The following is a 15,050-nucleotide window of genomic DNA, read 5'->3' as shown; positions in this document are numbered from 1 at the left end:
CGGGACGACGGTTCGCCCGGGTACCGGTCACCGGGACGACATCGGTGTGATCCGCGCCGGGACCTCCGCCCCTTGCCCGCCCCCGCGGGCCCGGTCCAGCCTCGGGCGGTCAGGCCGTCCACCCCTGGGGTGCACCATGAGCTCGACGCAGGACCGGACGAGTGCGACCCGCGCGGCACCGATCCCGGAGGCCCGGACGGGCTCGCCTCCCCTGACCGACCCGCTGGCCGACCTCGCCGCCTTCGCCCTCGTGGAGGCCCTGTTCGGACGGCGCTCCCGCCGGTTCGCCCTGGGCGACGAGATCCCGGACGGCCCGCTGGCGTACCGGTCGCGGCACGAGCCGGTGCCGCTGAGCGAGCTCGAGCGGATGCTCGTGCTGAGCGCGATGGGCGGGACCACCGGCTGGCACTACTCGATCACCCGGAACGCCCGCTACGCGCCACACGCGGCGAACTACGCCGCCGCGGCGGCCGGGCGGACCTTCCCGTCCGCGGCGGGTTTCCACACGGCCGAGCTGTTCTTCACCGACGACTCCGGGGTGTACTTCTTCCCGACCCGGGACGCCGGCGCGCTGGTCGACCCCGCCACCGAGGACGTCACCGCGGAGCTGGTGGTGGAACGCCACCGGGGCCGGGTCCGGCAGCTGTCCGACCGACGGCTGCACCTGCCCGCGCGGGAGCCCTACCTGGAGGGGCACAACACCTGGTGCGTCAACGTGCCCGGCTCCCTGCTGGTCATCCCGGTCGCGGACATCGCCCAGCACATGCTGGCGATCCTCTGCTTCTTCACGCAGAACGGGTACGCGGTCTTCGACGACGTCCACGGCCGGGAGATCCCGGGACTGGAGCGGTTCCGCGCCCTCGTGGACGTCGACGCGCCGTTCCCGCTCACCTTCGCCGAGCAGTACGCGCTGACCGAGGCGACCGCCGAGCTGGCCACCTCCTGCTACGGCGGGGTGCTCATGCTGCAGGCGATGGGGCTGGGCGGGTGGATGTTCGACGGGATCGACCGCTTCTCGATGCTGGGGGCCTCGGGCGATCCCGACGTCCCCGGCCTCGGCTTCCGCTACGACGAGGACGAGCGCTGGGCCGTGCCCAACCCCACCGGCCTGCCCGGCGTCTTCGAGGCGTTCTGCCCACCCCACCACGCGGACATGACCGCGGCGGTGGAGGCGTTCGCCGAGCGCAAGTTCGGCGCAGGCGGCCCGTTCAACCCCGCCACGCCCGGCCCGTGGACCGACAGCCCCGGGTTCCGGGGCAGCGCGCAGGTGCACGACGAGCAGTTCCGGGCCTGCGTGGCCCTGCAGGCGCAGTACGTGCTGGACACCTTCGGCAAGTTCCCGGGCACCGTGCCGACGCTGTTCATCCTCAACTACGTCCAGGCCCACCACCTCGACCTGGAGTTCTACGACCGGTTCTTCCGGCCCGGCGCCTACCTGCGCACACACGCAGAGCACATGCAGCGGTGGCACCCCTGAGAGGAGCACGGCGATGGGCAGGCACGTCCGCGCGGGGACCCTCGACATCTGGGTCGAACAGGTCGGGCAGGGGCCCGACGTGCTGCTGCTCGGCGGCCTGGGCGACACCGTCGAGTCCTGGCGGTTCCAGCTCGACGGGCTGGCCGACCGGTACCGGCTCACCGCCCTGGACAACCGCGGCGCCGGCCGGACGGCGATGCCGGCGGAGGGAGCCACCGTGGCGGCGATGGCCGACGACGCCGCGGGGGTGCTGCGCGCGCTCGGCGTCCGGTCCGCGCACGTCGCGGGCTTCTCGGGTGGCAGCCTCATCGGCCAGGAGCTGGCGTTGCGGCACCCCGACCTGGTCCGCAGCCTGGTGCTGCAGAGCACGTGGGCGGTGATGGACCCCTACTTCCGGGCGTGGCTCCGCTTCGTCGAGTGGCTGGTCGACAGCGCCCCGGACGAGCGGACGTTCCTGGAGTCGTTCTACCTGTGGATCTACACACCGCGGGCGCACAACGACGGCACCGTCGCCGACTTCATCGACGAGGTGATCGCCTTCCCCCACAAGCAGTCGCCGGAGGACGTGCACCGCTTCCTCGCCGACATCTGGGCCTTCGACAGCACCGACCGGCTGCCGCGCGTCACCGCGCCGACGCTGGTGCTGGCCGGGGGCCGCGACCCCACTGCCCGTCCCCACCTCGGCCGGGCGGTCGCCGAGGCGATCCCGGGCGCCGTCTTCGGAGTCATGGACGAGGAGTCCCACCAGCCGTTCCAGGAGGTGCCGGACCAGTGGAACGCCCGGGTCGACGCGTTCTGGCAGGACGTCGAGGCGCGCCTCGCCGCACCGCCGAGCCCCCGGGCGGTCCCCCGCGGTGAGCGACTCCCGACCGCCGACCGACCGCCGTCCTGAGCACGGTCCCCCGCCGGAGAGGAGCCCCGGGATGGGCGCACACATCCGGGTCCGCGACCTCGACGTCTGGACCGAGCAGGTCGGGCAGGGCCCGGACGTCCTGCTGGTCGGGGGTGCCGGGGACACCGTCGAGTCCTGGCAGTTCCAGCTCGACGGGCTGGCCGACCGGTACCGCCTGACCGCGTTCGACAACCGCGGGGCCGGCCGGACGGCGATGCCTCCCGGCCCCGTGACCGTGGCGACGATGGCCGACGACGCGGCCGGCGTCCTCGACGCCCTGGGGATCCGCTCGGCCCACGTGGCCGGGTTCTCCGGCGGCAGCATGGTGGCCCAGGAGCTCGCGGTGCGCCGTCCGGACCTGGTCCGCAGCCTGGTGCTGCAGAGCACGTGGGCCGTGCCGGACGTCTACCTCCGGTCGTGGCTGGGGTTCGTCCGGTGGCTGGTCGCCGCCGCGCCCAGCGAGCGCGCGTTCGTCGAGGCCTTCTGCCTCGACCTGTACACCGCCCGGGCGCACGAGGACGGCACCGTGGCCGCCCTCGTCGAGGAGGTGCTGGCCTTCCCCCACAAGCAGGCGGCCGAGGACCTCCAGCGCTACCTGGACGCGTTGGTCGAGGACGCCGCGCCGGACCGCCCGGCGCGGGTCGCCGCGCCGACGCTGGTGCTGGCCGGCGGGGTCGACCCCATCGCCCGCCCCCCGTTGGGCCGCGTCGTCGCCGACGCGATCCGGGGCGCGTCGTTCGAGGTGTGGGAGACCGAGTCGCACCAACCGTTCCAGGAGGTCCCCGACCGCTGGAACGCCCGCGTCGACGCCTTCTGGCAGCACGTCGAGTCCGGGGCTCGCCCTCGCCCACGGCAGGCCCCGGACCGCGACCGCCCGTCCCCCGACCGCCCACCGGAGACCGCCGGCCGCGGGTGACGACCTCCGCACGGAAGGAGCCCGTCGTGGGACACCACATCCGCTCGGCCGACGTGGACGTCTGGACCGAGCAGGTCGGGCAGGGCCCGGACGTGCTGCTGATCGGTGGCCTCGGCGACACCGTGGAGTCCTGGCAGTTCCAGCTGGACGGGCTGGCCGACCGCTACCGGCTGACCGCCTTCGACAACCGGGGCGCCGGGCGGACGGCGCTGCCGGACGGACCCGTGACCGTGGCGGACATGGCCGACGACGCGGCCGCGGTGCTGGACGCGCACAGCATCACGTCGGCGCACGTGGCCGGCTTCTCCGGAGGGGCCAAGACCGCGCAGGAGCTGGCGCTGCGCCGTCCGGACCTGGTCCGCAGCCTGGTGCTGCAGAGCACCTGGGCGGCCATGGACCCCTACCTGCAGGCCTGGGTGCGGTTCGTCCGCTGGCTGGTCGAGGCCGCGCCCGGCGAGCGGGCCTTCCTGGAGACCTTCTTCCTGGTCATCTACACGCCCCGCGCGCACGACGACGGCACCGTCGCCGCGATCATCGACGAGGCCCTCGCCTTCCCCCACAAGCAGCCGCCGGAGGTGATCCGGCGGCACCTGGACGCGTGGGCCGCCCACGACACCACCGACCGGCTGCCGCGGATCACCGCGCCGACGCTGGTGCTGGCCGGCGGCCTGGACGTGACCGCGCGACCCGAGCTCGGCCGGGCGGTCGCCGAGGCCATCCCGGGCGCGTCGTTCGAGGTGTGGGAGACCGAGTCGCACCAACCGTTCCAGGAGGTGCCGGACCGGTGGAACGCCCGCGTCGCGGCCTTCTGGCAGGAGGTCGAGGCCGCCTCGGGGACCCCGCTGCCCCGCGCGTCCGCGCACGACGCCGGCTCGGCACGGGACCGCCCCCGGACGGGACCCGTGCGGCCCGGCCGAGCCGGGCCGCGGTCGTCACCGTGACTCCCGCGGAGGCCCCTTCACGGCGAGGACCGGGCAGTCGACGTCGAGCAGGATCCGCTGCGCGGCGCTGCCCATGAGCAGCTTGCCGACCGCCGAGCGCCGGCGCAGCCCGATGACCAGCAGCTCCGCGTCGGTCTCCACGACGGCGGCGGCGAGCTCCTCCGCGACGTCGCGGCCGATCGGCTGGCGCAGCTCGAAGGGCACCCCCGACACGGTCAGGTCGGCCTGCAGCTGTCGCAGCGGGGCGCCCTGGAGGAACTCCTCGTCGACGAGGGCGTCGCCGCGCGAGCTGTTGACCACGACCAGCCGCGCGCCCCGCCGGTGGGCCTCGACGACCGCGTGCGCCAGCGCCGCCTCGCCCCGGGGATTGGGCACGACGCCCACCACCACGACCCCGCTCACGGGCCCTCCCCTCCCTCGCGGCTCAGAGCCGCCTGGTCGTGGTGCCGCAGCTCGCCGGTCTCCTGGAGCTCCTCGGGGGTGGAGCGGCGCCCGCGGACGACCCGCAGCACGATGGGCACGACGAGGGCCAGGACGGCGAGCAGCAGCACGACGCGGCTGAACCAGGTCTCGACCAGGACGCCGAGGTCGCCGCCGCTGATGGCCAGCGCCCGGCGGAGGTTGGTCTCGGCGATCGGCCCGAGGATCAGGCCGATGACCGCGGGGGCCACGGGCCAGCCGTAGCGCCGCATGACGAAGCCCAGCCCGCCGAGCACCAGCAGCAGCACGAGGTCGAGCGGGTCGGCGTTGACCGCGTAGGAGCCGAGCGAGGCGAACAGCAGGATGCCCGCGTACAGGTAGGGCCGCGGGATGCGCAGCAGCTTCACCCAGACGCCGGCCAGCGGCAGGTTGAGCACGAGCAGCATGGTGTTGCCGATGAACAGCGCCGCGATCAGCGTCCAGACCAGCGTCGACTCGGTGGTCAGCAGGGTCGGGCCCGGCTGGATGCCGTAGCCCTGGAACGCGGCCAGCAGGATCGCCGCCGTGGCCGACGTGGGCAGCCCCAGTGTCAGCAGCGGGACGAGGACGCCGGCGGCCGCGGCGTTGTTCGCCGCCTCGGGCCCGGCCACGCCCTCGATGGCGCCCCTGCCGAACTCCTCGGGGTGCTTGGTGAGCCGCCGCTCGGTCGCGTAGGAGAGGAACGTCGGGATCTCCGCGCCGCCGGCCGGCAGCGCACCGAACGGGAATCCGAGCGCGGTGCCCCGCAGCCACGGCTTCCAGGAGCGGCGGAGGTCCGCCCCGGTCATGTAGCGCCCGCTCGCCGGCATGACCTGCACGGGCCCGCGCCGCAGCCGGGAGGCGACGTACAGCGCCTCCCCGACGGCGAACAGGGCCACCGCCACCACGACGACGTCGATGCCGTCGGACAGCTGCGGGATGCCGAGGGTGAACCGCTCCTGGCCGGTGAGGACGTCGGTGCCCACCAGCCCGAGGTACAGCCCGACGCCCAGGGACGCCAGGCCGCGCAGCGGGGACGCGCCCAGCACGGTCGACACCGCGACGAAGGCGAACACGGCCAGCGCGAAGTAGTCGGCGGCGGTGATCCCGATGGCCAGGTCGACGACGGTCGGCGCGACCAGGGCGAGCAGCAGGGTGGCGATCGTGCCGGCGACGAACGAACCGATCGCCGCCGTGGCCAGCGCCGCTGCTCCGCGGCCGGCCTTGGCCATCCGGTTGCCCTCGAGCGCGGTCATGATCGAGCTGGCCTCGCCCGGGGTGTTGAGCAGGATCGACGTCGTCGACCCGCCGTACATGCCGCCGTAGTAGATGCCGGCGAACATGATGAACGCGCTGACCGGCTCGAGGACGTAGGTGACCGGCAGCAGCAGCGCCACGGTCATGGCGGGGCCGATGCCGGGGAGCACGCCGACCGCCGTCCCCAGCAGGACGCCGATGAAGGCGAACAGCAGGTTGGCCGGGGTGAGGGCGTCGGCGAAGCCGCCGGCGAGTTCGGTCAGGGCGTCCATCTAGAACCAGCTCGTCGCCAGCTCGAGGAGCGTTCCGCCGGGCAGCGCCACGTTGAGTGCCTTGACGAAGACGATCCAGACGACCACCGAGGTGATCCCCCCGGCGAGCAGCGGCCGCACGATCCCCCGCGCCCCGAGGGCCCAGGCGACCGTGCCGAACATGAGGGTGACCGCCAGCGGCCAGCCGACGACGTTGATGAGCAGGGCGTGGGCCAGGAAGGCCACGGCGATGATGCCGACCGCCCGCCACGACGTGCCGGCGGTCGGGTCGACGTCCTCGCTCTCGTCCGCCGGGCCGCGGTCCCCGCGCCACACCCGGTACCCCAGCCCGAGCGCGGTGGCGACGACCACGGCGCCCACCAGGTAGGGGAAGAAGCGCGGGCCGACGTTGCTGGCCGAGCCGGGGACGGCGATGTTCCCCGCGTCCAGGACGAGGTAGACACCGAGCGCGCCCAGCAGGACGGCCATCACCAACTCGCCGGTGCTCCGCCCGGCCGGCTCGGCCTGCGCGGGCGCGGGCGTCCCGGCGTCGCCCGGCGGGGCCGGCGCCCCGGCGTCGCCCGGCGGGGCGGGCGCCGGCTCGGGCGCGCTCACTGCACCAGCCCGATCTGCACCAGGATCTCACGCACCCGCGCCTCCTCCGCTGCGAGGAACTCGGCGTAGTCGTCGCCGGTGAGCAGCAGGTCGTCCCAGCCGTTGTTCTCCAGCGCCTCGGCCCACTCGTCGCTGTCGTGGGTGTCGACGACCAGCGCGATGAGGTCCTCCCGCGCGGAGTCGGTCATCCCGGGGCGGGCCATCACGCCGCGCCAGTTGGAGACCTCGACGTCGAACCCCGACTCGATCAGCGTGGGGACGTCGGGCACCTGGTCGCTGCGCTCGGCGGTGGAGACCGCCAACCCCTTGAGGTCCCCGGAGGCGACCTGCGGCCCGTAGTCGGCGGTGCCGGAGATGCCGGCGGCGACCTGGCCGCCGAGGAGCGCCGACAGCGACTCGCCGCCGCCGGAGTACGGGATGTAGTTGATCAGCCCGGGGTCGATCCCGGCGGCCTGCGCGAGCAGCCCGGCGAGGATCTGGTCGGTGCCGCCGGCCGACCCACCGGCGATCGGGGTGGCGGCGGGGTCGGCCGCCCAGACCTCGACGAAGCCGGCGATGTCGTCGAAGGGCGCGTCGGGCGGGGCGACGATCAGCTCGGTCTCACCGATGAGCCGCGCGATCGGCGTGACGTCGGTGAGCCGGGTCGACGAGTCGTTGGTGTCGACGGCGCCGACCATGACCAGCCCCATCATCATCAGCAGCGCGTCGTCGTCCTCGCGGCTGAGCTGGCCCAGGCCGATCACCCCGCCGGCGCCCTCGACGTTGAACACCTGCACGTTGCGGGCCAGGCCGCTCTGCTGGATGACCCGCTGCATCACCCGCGCCGTGGTGTCCCAGCCACCGCCGGGGCTCGCCGGCGCCATGATCCGCAGCCGGGAGAGGTCGCCGGGCTGCACGACGGTGCCGGCGCAGCCGGCAAGCGCGCCGAGGACGGGGGCGGCGACCACCCCGGCGAGGAAGGACCTGCGGCTCACGGTCACGGCCGGACCCCCTCCGGAACGGAGTGACGGGGGTCACGGTAGACCCTTGCCCTGGTCAGGGCTGCTCCGGGTCCGACCCGGCGTCGACGGGTCGGCGACTCCCCCGCTGCGACGCCCGCGGTCACCCGGCCGGGCGGGACCGCCGCACCGCAGGGGCCCAGTGGGCGACGGCCGGCACGGCACGACGGACCAGCCGGACGACCCGGCGGACGAGCGACACCGCGGCGAGGAGCGCCACCCCTCCGGCGAGGACGCCGAGGGCACCGGGCACGGACTCACCGGTGGCGACGAGCACCGAGCCGGTGAGGACGGCGAGGACGACCAGCGTGGACCGCAGACCCGGACCGCCGCCGTCGGGACCGCGCACCGGCGAGCCGCAGTTGGACAGGTCCGGGTCGCAGTCCGGCGTCAGTGCGCTCACCGCTGGTTCCCCGCGTCGTGCCGGACAGCACCCATCCGCGTCCCCTCCTCGGAGGCCCCACCACGCCGGACGGGCGGCGTGATGCCGGTCACACCGGACCGTACGGGAACGGCCACTCCCCGCTCAAGCGGTGGAGCGGCCGTTCCCGCACGCCGGGCCTCCGGTCAGCTGGCCTTCTTGCGGGCCCGCTTCCTCGGAGCCGACGCCGCCGCGACGGTCTCGGGGTCGAGGATCTTCGCCAGGTACCGGCCGGTGTGGCTCTCCGGGACGCCGGCCACGAACTCCGGCGGACCCTCGGCGACGACCGTGCCGCCGCGGAACCCGCCCTCGGGGCCCATGTCGATGAGCCAGTCCGCGCTCTTGATGACGTCGAGGTTGTGCTCGATGACGACCACCGAGTTGCCCTTGTCGACCAGGCCCTGCAGCACCAGGAGCAGCTTGCGGATGTCCTCGAAGTGCAGCCCGGTGGTGGGCTCGTCGAGGACGTAGATGCTGCGACCGTTGGACCGCTTCTGCAGCTCGCTGGCCAGCTTGACGCGCTGCGCCTCACCGCCGGACAGCGTGGTCGCCGGCTGGCCCAGCCGGACGTAGCCGAGCCCCACCTCGGTGAGGGTCCGCAGGTACCGGGCGATCGCCGGGATGGCCGCGAAGAAGTCCGCGGCCTCCTCGATGGGCATGTCGAGGACCTCGGCGACGGTCTTGCCCTTGTAGTGCACCTCGAGGGTCTCCCGGTTGAACCGGGCGCCCTTGCACACCTCGCAGGGGACGTAGACGTCGGGCAGGAAGTTCATCTCGATCTTGAGCGTCCCGTCGCCGGAGCACGCCTCGCAGCGGCCGCCCTTGACGTTGAAGCTGAACCGGCCCGGCAGGTAGCCGCGGACCTTGGCCTCGGAGGTGCTGGCGAACAGCTTGCGCACGTGGTCCCAGACGCCGGTGTAGGTCGCCGGGTTGGACCGCGGCGTGCGGCCGATCGGCGACTGGTCGACGTGCACGACCTTGTCCAGGTGCTCCAGGCCGGTGACGGTCCGGTGCCGGCCGGGCACCATCCGCGCCCGGTTCAGCTGGTTGGCCAGCGTCGTGTAGAGGATGTCGTTGACCAGGCTGGACTTGCCGGAGCCGGAGACCCCGGTGACGGCGACCAGGCAGCCGAGCGGGAAGGTGACGTCGACGCCGCGCAGGTTGTGCTCGCGGGCGCCCTTGACCACCAGCTCCCGGCCCGGCGTGGGCTCGCGCCGCTTCTCCGGGACGACGATCTCCTTGCGGCCGGACAGGTACTGGCCGGTCAGCGAGCGCTCGCTGGTGAGCAGGTCGTCGACGGTGCCGCTCACGACGACCTCACCGCCGTGCTCGCCGGCGCCCGGGCCGATGTCGACCACCCAGTCGGCGACCTTGATCGTGTCCTCGTCGTGCTCGACGACGATGAGCGTGTTGCCCATGTCCCGCAGCCGGATCAGCGTCTCGATCAGCCGGGTGTTGTCCCGCTGGTGCAGGCCGATCGACGGCTCGTCCAGGACGTAGAGGACGCCGACCAGCCCCGAGCCGATCTGGGTGGCCAGCCGGATGCGCTGCGCCTCCCCGCCGGCGAGCGTGGCCGCCGGCCGGTCGAGGGACAGGTAGTCCAGGCCGACGTCGACCAGGAACGACAGCCGCGCCTGGATCTCCTTGAGCACGCGGTCGGCGATCGCGCGCTCCCGCTCACCGAGCTCCAGGGCGCCCAGCCAGTCCGAGGCCTCGCCGATCGACAGCCCGGTGACCTCGGCGATGGAACGGCCGTTGAGCTTGACCGCGAGGATCTCCGGCTTCAGGCGGGTGCCGTGACAGACGGGGCAGGGCACGTCGCGCATGTAGCCCTCGTACTTGTCGCGCATGTAGTCGCTGTCGGTGTCCTCGTGCCGCCGCTCGAGGAAGGGCAGCACGCCCTCGAACGCCGCGTAGTAGCTGCGCTCGCGGCCGTAACGGTTCTTGTAGCGGACGTGCACCTGGTCCGGCGAGCCGTGGAGGACGGCCTTCTGCACCTTGGCCGGCAGTCGCTCCCACGGGTCGTCCATCGAGAAGCCGAGCTGCTGGGACAGGCCGGTGAGCAGCCGGGTGAAGTACTCGTTGCTCATCGAGGTCGACCACGGCGCGATGGCGCCCTGGGCCAGGCTCTTCTCCGGGTCGGGCACGACGAGCTCGGGGTCGACCTCCTTGCGGGTGCCGATGCCGGTGCACTCGGCGCAGGCGCCGAAGGGTGAGTTGAACGAGAACGACCGCGGCTCGAGCGCCTCGAAGGACAGGCCGTCGTCGACGCAGGCCAGGTGCTCGGAGAAGGTCCGCTCCCGCTGCGGGTCGTCCTCCGCCAGGTCGACGAAGTCGAGGACGACGAGGCCGCCGGCCAGGCCGAGCGCGGTCTCGACGGAGTCGGTGAGCCGGCGCTTGGCGCTCTCCTTGACGGTGAGCCGGTCGACGATCACCTCGATCGTGTGCTTCTCCTGCTTCTTCAGCTTCGGCGGCTCGGTGAGCGGGTGCACGACGCCGTCGACGCGGACCCGGGAGAAGCCCTGGGTCTGCAGCGAGCTGAACAGGTCCACGTACTCGCCCTTGCGGGCGCGGACGACGGGGGCGAGCACCTGGAAGCGGGTGCCCTCCTCCATGCCCAGCACCTGGTCGACGATCTGCTGCGGCGTCTGCCGCGAGATCGGCTTGCCGCAGTTCGGGCAGTGCGGCTGGCCGGCGCGGGCGTAGAGCAGGCGGAGGTAGTCGTAGACCTCGGTGATCGTGCCGACCGTCGACCGCGGGTTGCGGTTGGTCGATTTCTGGTCGATCGAGACCGCCGGGCTCAGGCCCTCGATGAAGTCGACGTCGGGCTTGTCCATCTGCCCGAGGAACTGCCGGGCGTAGGCCGACAGCGACTCGACGTACCGCCGCTGGCCCTCGGCGAAGATCGTGTCGAAGGCGAGGCTCGACTTCCCCGAGCCGGACAGGCCCGTGAACACGATGAGCGCGTCGCGGGGCAGGTCGAGGTGGACGTCCTTGAGGTTGTGCTCGCGGGCGCCGCGGACGACGAGGCGGTCCATGTGTTCCCTGTCGGTCGCTGGAGCGTGGATTGCGGTGTGCGTGGCGCCGGCGGTACCCGGTGCCGATGTCCCCACGGAGACAAGCCGTCGCGCTGCGTGCCTGTTCCCCCTGGCCGGGCCGCGGCCCCGGTGATACCGGTCATCCCCCGCGTGGGGACGGGACGGGTCAGCCGGGTGGCGCGACGCCGTGCTCGGTGGGGTCGAAGACCGGCGCGTACCGGCGCCACGGCTGTCGCCGTTCCAGCTCTCCGGCGAGCCAGAGTAGTCGCGTCTCGGCGCCCGGGGGGCCGGCGAGCTGGACCGCCAGGGGGTGTCCCTCCGGTCGCACGCCGGTGGGCAGCACGAGCGCCGGCAGGCCGGCGAGGTTCCACGGCGGCGTCCACGGCGCCCACCGCGCGTTGGCCCAGACGTTGGCCGCGAACGACCGCTCGTGCCACGGCCGGGCCGGCAACGGTGGGCCGGTGGTGACCGGGGTGAGCAGCACGTCGACGTCGTCGAAGAAGGCGGTCATCCGCTCGCGGAACCGCTCGGCGGTGGCCGGCCGGACCAGGCCGGCCCGGCGGACCAGCCGGCCGATCCGCGCGTGCGTCCGGCTGCGTGGCTGGAGGGCGCGCCGGTCGACAGCGAGGACGTCGGCGCCCTCGTCGGCCCCGGCCATCCACCGGGCGAACGCGCCGACCGCCGCCCCGGGCGGCACGACCAACGCCCGCCGGACGACGGTGTGCCCGGCGGCCCGCAGCTGCGCCGCGACGGCATGGACCGCGGCGCGTGCCGGACCGTCGGTGGGGACCCCGGGCACCAGCGCCTGGGTGGACACGGCGATCCGCAGGGGCCGGCCGGGGTCGGCCGGAGGGGCCGGCGCCTCCCCCGCGAGCACGGCGTGCGCCAGCGCCAGGTCGGCCACCGTGGTGGCCAGCGCGCCGTTCTCCGTCATGCCGTACCAGTTGTCGGGCAACGTCGGGACCACGCCGCGGCCCGGCTTGAGCGTCACCAGCCCGCAGGCCGCGGCAGGGAGCCGGAGCGAGCCCATGCCGTCGTTGCCCAGCGCCAGCGGCACACTCCCCGAGGCGACCGCTGCGGCGCTGCCGCCGGAGCTGCCCGCCGGGGACCGCGCGGTGTCCCACGGGTTGCGGCAGACCGCACCCTGGAGGTCGGTGGTGGCGTAGAGCCCCAGCTCGGGCATGCGGGTGATGCCGACGACGACGGCGCCCGCGGCCCGCACCCGCGCCACGACGGGGTGGTCCTCGGTCTCGGGGCCGTGGGGACAGGCCGGGGAGCCCTGGGTGCAGGTCTCCCCCGCGACCGGGATGTTGTCCTTGACCGCGATCGGCACCCCGGCCAGCGGCAGCGAGGCCCGGCCGGCATCGGCGTCGACCGCCGCGGCCTCGGCGAGTGCGGCCTCCCGGCGGACCACCCGGAACGCCCCGATCCGGGCCTCGACCCGGTCGAGGTGCGCGAGGTGCGCGCGGACCACCTCGACCGCCGTCAGCTCCCCCGCCCGCACGCGTGCGGCCAGCTCAGTGGCCGGGAGGCCCACCACCGTGCCACTCGGCGCGCCGACCGGCAGACCTCCGCTAGCGTCCATGCCAGGACCGTAACCGCGGCCGCCGACACTTCTCGAACGGAGTCCAGCGATGAGCTCGGGGACCTACACCGGCGACGTCGAGGTGGGCGGGCCCGCCGACGTCCGGGAGCTGCCGGGCCTGACGATCAGCAAGATCGCCGTGAGCGAGATGGCCAACAACGCCTACCTGCTGCGCTGCACCGCGACCGGCGAGGCGTTGCTGGTCGACGCCGCGGCGGAGCCCGAGACGCTGCGCGCGTTCATCGGCGACGCCCCGGTGCGCACCGTGGTCACGACGCACGGGCACTGGGACCACCACCGCGCCCTCCCCGAGGTCGTCGAGGCGACCGGGGCCACCACCGTCGCCCACCCCGCCGACGCCGGCGACCTCCCCGTGCCGGTGCAGCGGCCGGTCGAGCACGGCGACACGGTGACCGTCGGCGAGCAGGTGCTCGAGGTGGTGCACCTGCGCGGACACACGCCGGGCAGCATCGCGCTGGTCTGGCGCGGGCCCGGGGACGCCGGCACGCACGTCTTCACCGGCGACAGCCTCTTCCCCGGCGGCGTCGGGAACACCCAGAAGGACCCGCAGCGGTTCGCCAGCCTCATCGACGACGTCGAGCAGCGGCTGTTCGGCACGCTGCCCGACGACACGTGGGTGTACCCGGGCCACGGCAAGGACACGACCATCGGCGCCGAGCGTCCGCACCTGCCGGAGTGGCGGGAGCGGGGCTGGTAGGACCGGCGCACCGGGCAGGGCCCCGGGAGCCGTCGGCCGGGGTCGTCGCAGCGGCGTCGTCCTCCGGGCCACTCGCGGTCCGCCCGCCGGCCGGGCGGCCCCGTGGCCGAGCCCCTTGCGCGCGCCCACGCGGCCGGAGCACGGTTCTCCTCACCCCGAGACCGAGGGCGGGTTCTCGTCGTGGTGAGAGCCTCTCCGGCGCGTGGAGGACACGATGCACGCGGTCATCCGGCACTACAGGCACAACTCGCAGCTGTTCGACGAGTTGGAGCGGCGGACCGACGAGGTGGAGACCGTGATCCGGAGCGTCTCCGGATTCGTGGGCTACTACCTCGTGAGGACGGAGGACGGTGGGTTCTCCGTCAGCGTCTTCGAGGACAAGACCGGGACGGACGAGTCCGTCCGCGTGGCTGCGGACTGGGTCAAGCAGAACGTGCCCCAGGCCGCAGGGAGTCCTCCTGAGGTCATCGAGGGCAGGGTCGTACTCCGGATGAACGCCTAGCCGGGGACCCCAGCGGTCCAGCGGCCGCGTCGACGACGTCACGGCGGGTGCGCGCCGGCGACCAGCGACGGCGAGCCGGTGCCCTCCCGCGTCGCCGGTCAGCCCGCGGGCAGGTGACCCAGCTGGGTGAGCACCGTCAGGTTGTCCCAGGTCACCCACCACTCGGCGATCCGGCCGTCGGCGACGCGCAGGACACCGGCGAAGTCGAACGTCGCCCGCTTCCCCGACGGGGGGAACGGCCCGAGCTGCCCGGTCTGCGTGCCCTCGTAGGTGGCCCAGACGGCGGCCCAGTCGCCGTCCACCAGCACCCGGGTGAACGTCTGGGTGTTGTCGGGGAAGGCGGCGGCGTCCTGCCGGAGGAAGTCCCTGAACTGCTCCCGGTCGGCGACCGGCAGCTGCGGGGTCGCCTCGCTGCGGCGGACGAAGTCGCCGGCGAGCAACTCGTCGAGGAGGTCCAGCTGACGCGTGTTGATCGCGTCCTCCAGCCGACGCACCAGGGTCCGGATCTCCTCGGGGCTGCTGTCCATGCGGGTGCCTCCCTCGGCGTGGCCGTGACGGTCCCGTGCCTAACCGCAGGCAGGTCGCGCCACCAGGCAGCAGCGCGTGGCCGGTCCGCCCCGGGGCGGCGGACACGGCGTGGCCTCACGCGGACGGCCACCCCGGTCGCCGAGCGGCGGTCCCGCCCACCGGGACGGGCCACCGCCCGGCGACCCCACTACTCCTCCTCGAACAGGGCGACGAGCTCGTCGGGGGTGCAGGCCACGTGCAGCGGCACGATCGACACCGTCCACTCCGGTCGACGCTCGTCGACGTCGAGTGCGAGGTCCCACGCCGCGCGGGCGCTGAGCGGGCCGAAGCAGGCGTCGTCCCCGTCGTCGGCGACGGCGACCTCGACCAGCCAGGTGTCGGAGAGGTCGGCCGCCAGTTCGGCGAAGTCCGGGTCGGTGCCGTCCTCGGGTTCGGGCGAGTCGGCCGCGACGGGGTAGATGAGCGCCATACCG

At 73.9% G+C, this 15,050-nt stretch carries 15 protein-coding genes; 6 read left to right on the top strand and 9 right to left on the bottom strand.

Going from position 1 to position 15,050, the window contains the following annotated elements:
- The first annotated feature begins 136 nt into the window (after positions 1 to 136).
- Genes ACI78V_RS16825 through ACI78V_RS16810 form a run of 4 tightly spaced genes read left to right on the top strand, consistent with a single transcriptional unit; the run spans position 137 to position 4,226 of the window.
- Positions 137 to 1,477: a hypothetical protein gene (locus tag ACI78V_RS16825; RefSeq protein WP_456852748.1), complete on the top strand. Its 1,341-nt coding sequence runs from the start codon at positions 137 to 139 to the stop codon at positions 1,475 to 1,477.
- A 13-nt stretch (positions 1,478 to 1,490) separates the two neighbouring features.
- A complete protein-coding gene (locus ACI78V_RS16820; protein WP_456852746.1) occupies positions 1,491 to 2,369 on the top strand; it encodes an alpha/beta fold hydrolase in 879 nt (292 codons plus the stop codon).
- Positions 2,370 to 2,400: 31 nt separating this feature from the next.
- Positions 2,401 to 3,285: an alpha/beta fold hydrolase gene (locus ACI78V_RS16815; RefSeq protein ID WP_456852744.1), complete on the top strand. Its 885-nt coding sequence runs from the start codon at positions 2,401 to 2,403 to the stop codon at positions 3,283 to 3,285.
- 26 nt (positions 3,286 to 3,311) lie between these two features.
- The gene (locus ACI78V_RS16810; protein WP_456852742.1) at positions 3,312 to 4,226 is read left to right on the top strand and encodes an alpha/beta fold hydrolase; all 915 of its coding nucleotides are present in this window, start codon (positions 3,312 to 3,314) and stop codon (positions 4,224 to 4,226) included.
- Here ACI78V_RS16810 and ACI78V_RS16805 read toward each other — a convergent pair.
- From ACI78V_RS16805 to ACI78V_RS16775, 7 genes are all read right to left on the bottom strand, one after another.
- Positions 4,218 to 4,628: a universal stress protein gene (locus ACI78V_RS16805; protein WP_456852740.1), complete on the bottom strand. Its 411-nt coding sequence runs from the start codon at positions 4,626 to 4,628 to the stop codon at positions 4,218 to 4,220. The two genes, ACI78V_RS16810 and ACI78V_RS16805, sit on opposite strands and share 9 nt — an antisense overlap.
- Positions 4,625 to 6,193 carry a tripartite tricarboxylate transporter permease gene (locus ACI78V_RS16800; RefSeq protein WP_456852738.1) on the bottom strand — a complete coding sequence of 523 codons (1,569 nt, stop codon included), beginning with the start codon at positions 6,191 to 6,193 and terminating at the stop codon, positions 4,625 to 4,627. The genes ACI78V_RS16805 and ACI78V_RS16800 overlap by 4 nt, the downstream gene beginning before the upstream one ends.
- On the bottom strand, positions 6,194 to 6,787 hold the full coding sequence (locus ACI78V_RS16795; RefSeq protein ID WP_456852736.1) for a tripartite tricarboxylate transporter TctB family protein: 594 nt from the start codon (positions 6,785 to 6,787) through the stop codon (positions 6,194 to 6,196).
- Entirely contained in the window at positions 6,784 to 7,767 is a 984-nt protein-coding gene (locus tag ACI78V_RS16790) for a Bug family tripartite tricarboxylate transporter substrate binding protein (RefSeq protein ID WP_456852735.1), read from the bottom strand. The genes ACI78V_RS16795 and ACI78V_RS16790 overlap by 4 nt, the downstream gene beginning before the upstream one ends.
- Positions 7,768 to 7,888: 121 nt before the next feature.
- A complete protein-coding gene (locus ACI78V_RS16785) occupies positions 7,889 to 8,188 on the bottom strand; it encodes a hypothetical protein (protein ID WP_456852733.1) in 300 nt (99 codons plus the stop codon).
- A gap of 164 nt (positions 8,189 to 8,352) precedes the next feature.
- The gene (gene uvrA, locus ACI78V_RS16780) at positions 8,353 to 11,244 is read right to left on the bottom strand and encodes an excinuclease ABC subunit UvrA (RefSeq protein WP_456852731.1); all 2,892 of its coding nucleotides are present in this window, start codon (positions 11,242 to 11,244) and stop codon (positions 8,353 to 8,355) included.
- 166 nt (positions 11,245 to 11,410) lie between these two features.
- Positions 11,411 to 12,829, bottom strand: coding sequence for an amidase (locus tag ACI78V_RS16775; protein ID WP_456852729.1), 1,419 nt, complete (start codon positions 12,827 to 12,829; stop codon positions 11,411 to 11,413).
- Positions 12,830 to 12,878: 49 nt separating this feature from the next.
- Between ACI78V_RS16775 and ACI78V_RS16770 the strand changes: the two genes are divergently transcribed.
- Positions 12,879 to 13,547: an MBL fold metallo-hydrolase gene (locus tag ACI78V_RS16770; RefSeq protein WP_456852727.1), complete on the top strand. Its 669-nt coding sequence runs from the start codon at positions 12,879 to 12,881 to the stop codon at positions 13,545 to 13,547.
- Positions 13,548 to 13,749: 202 nt separating this feature from the next.
- Positions 13,750 to 14,049 (top strand): hypothetical protein, encoded by a 300-nt coding sequence (locus ACI78V_RS16765; protein WP_456852725.1) that lies wholly within the window; start codon positions 13,750 to 13,752, stop codon positions 14,047 to 14,049.
- A gap of 98 nt (positions 14,050 to 14,147) precedes the next feature.
- On the opposite strand, the gene ACI78V_RS16760 is transcribed toward ACI78V_RS16765, so the two are convergent.
- Both ACI78V_RS16760 and ACI78V_RS16755 read right to left on the bottom strand, forming a co-directional pair.
- Entirely contained in the window at positions 14,148 to 14,576 is a 429-nt protein-coding gene (locus ACI78V_RS16760; protein ID WP_456852723.1) for an ester cyclase, read from the bottom strand.
- Positions 14,577 to 14,764: 188 nt separating this feature from the next.
- Positions 14,765 to 15,046, bottom strand: a complete 282-nt coding sequence (locus tag ACI78V_RS16755; RefSeq protein WP_456852721.1) for a hypothetical protein — start codon at positions 15,044 to 15,046, stop codon at positions 14,765 to 14,767.
- Between the last annotated feature and the right edge of the window lie 4 nt (positions 15,047 to 15,050).

Source organism: Geodermatophilus sp. SYSU D00742, from assembly GCF_054049935.1.
The sequence above is the reverse complement of the archived record's forward strand: the minus strand, read 5'-3'. Positions and strand labels throughout refer to the sequence as shown.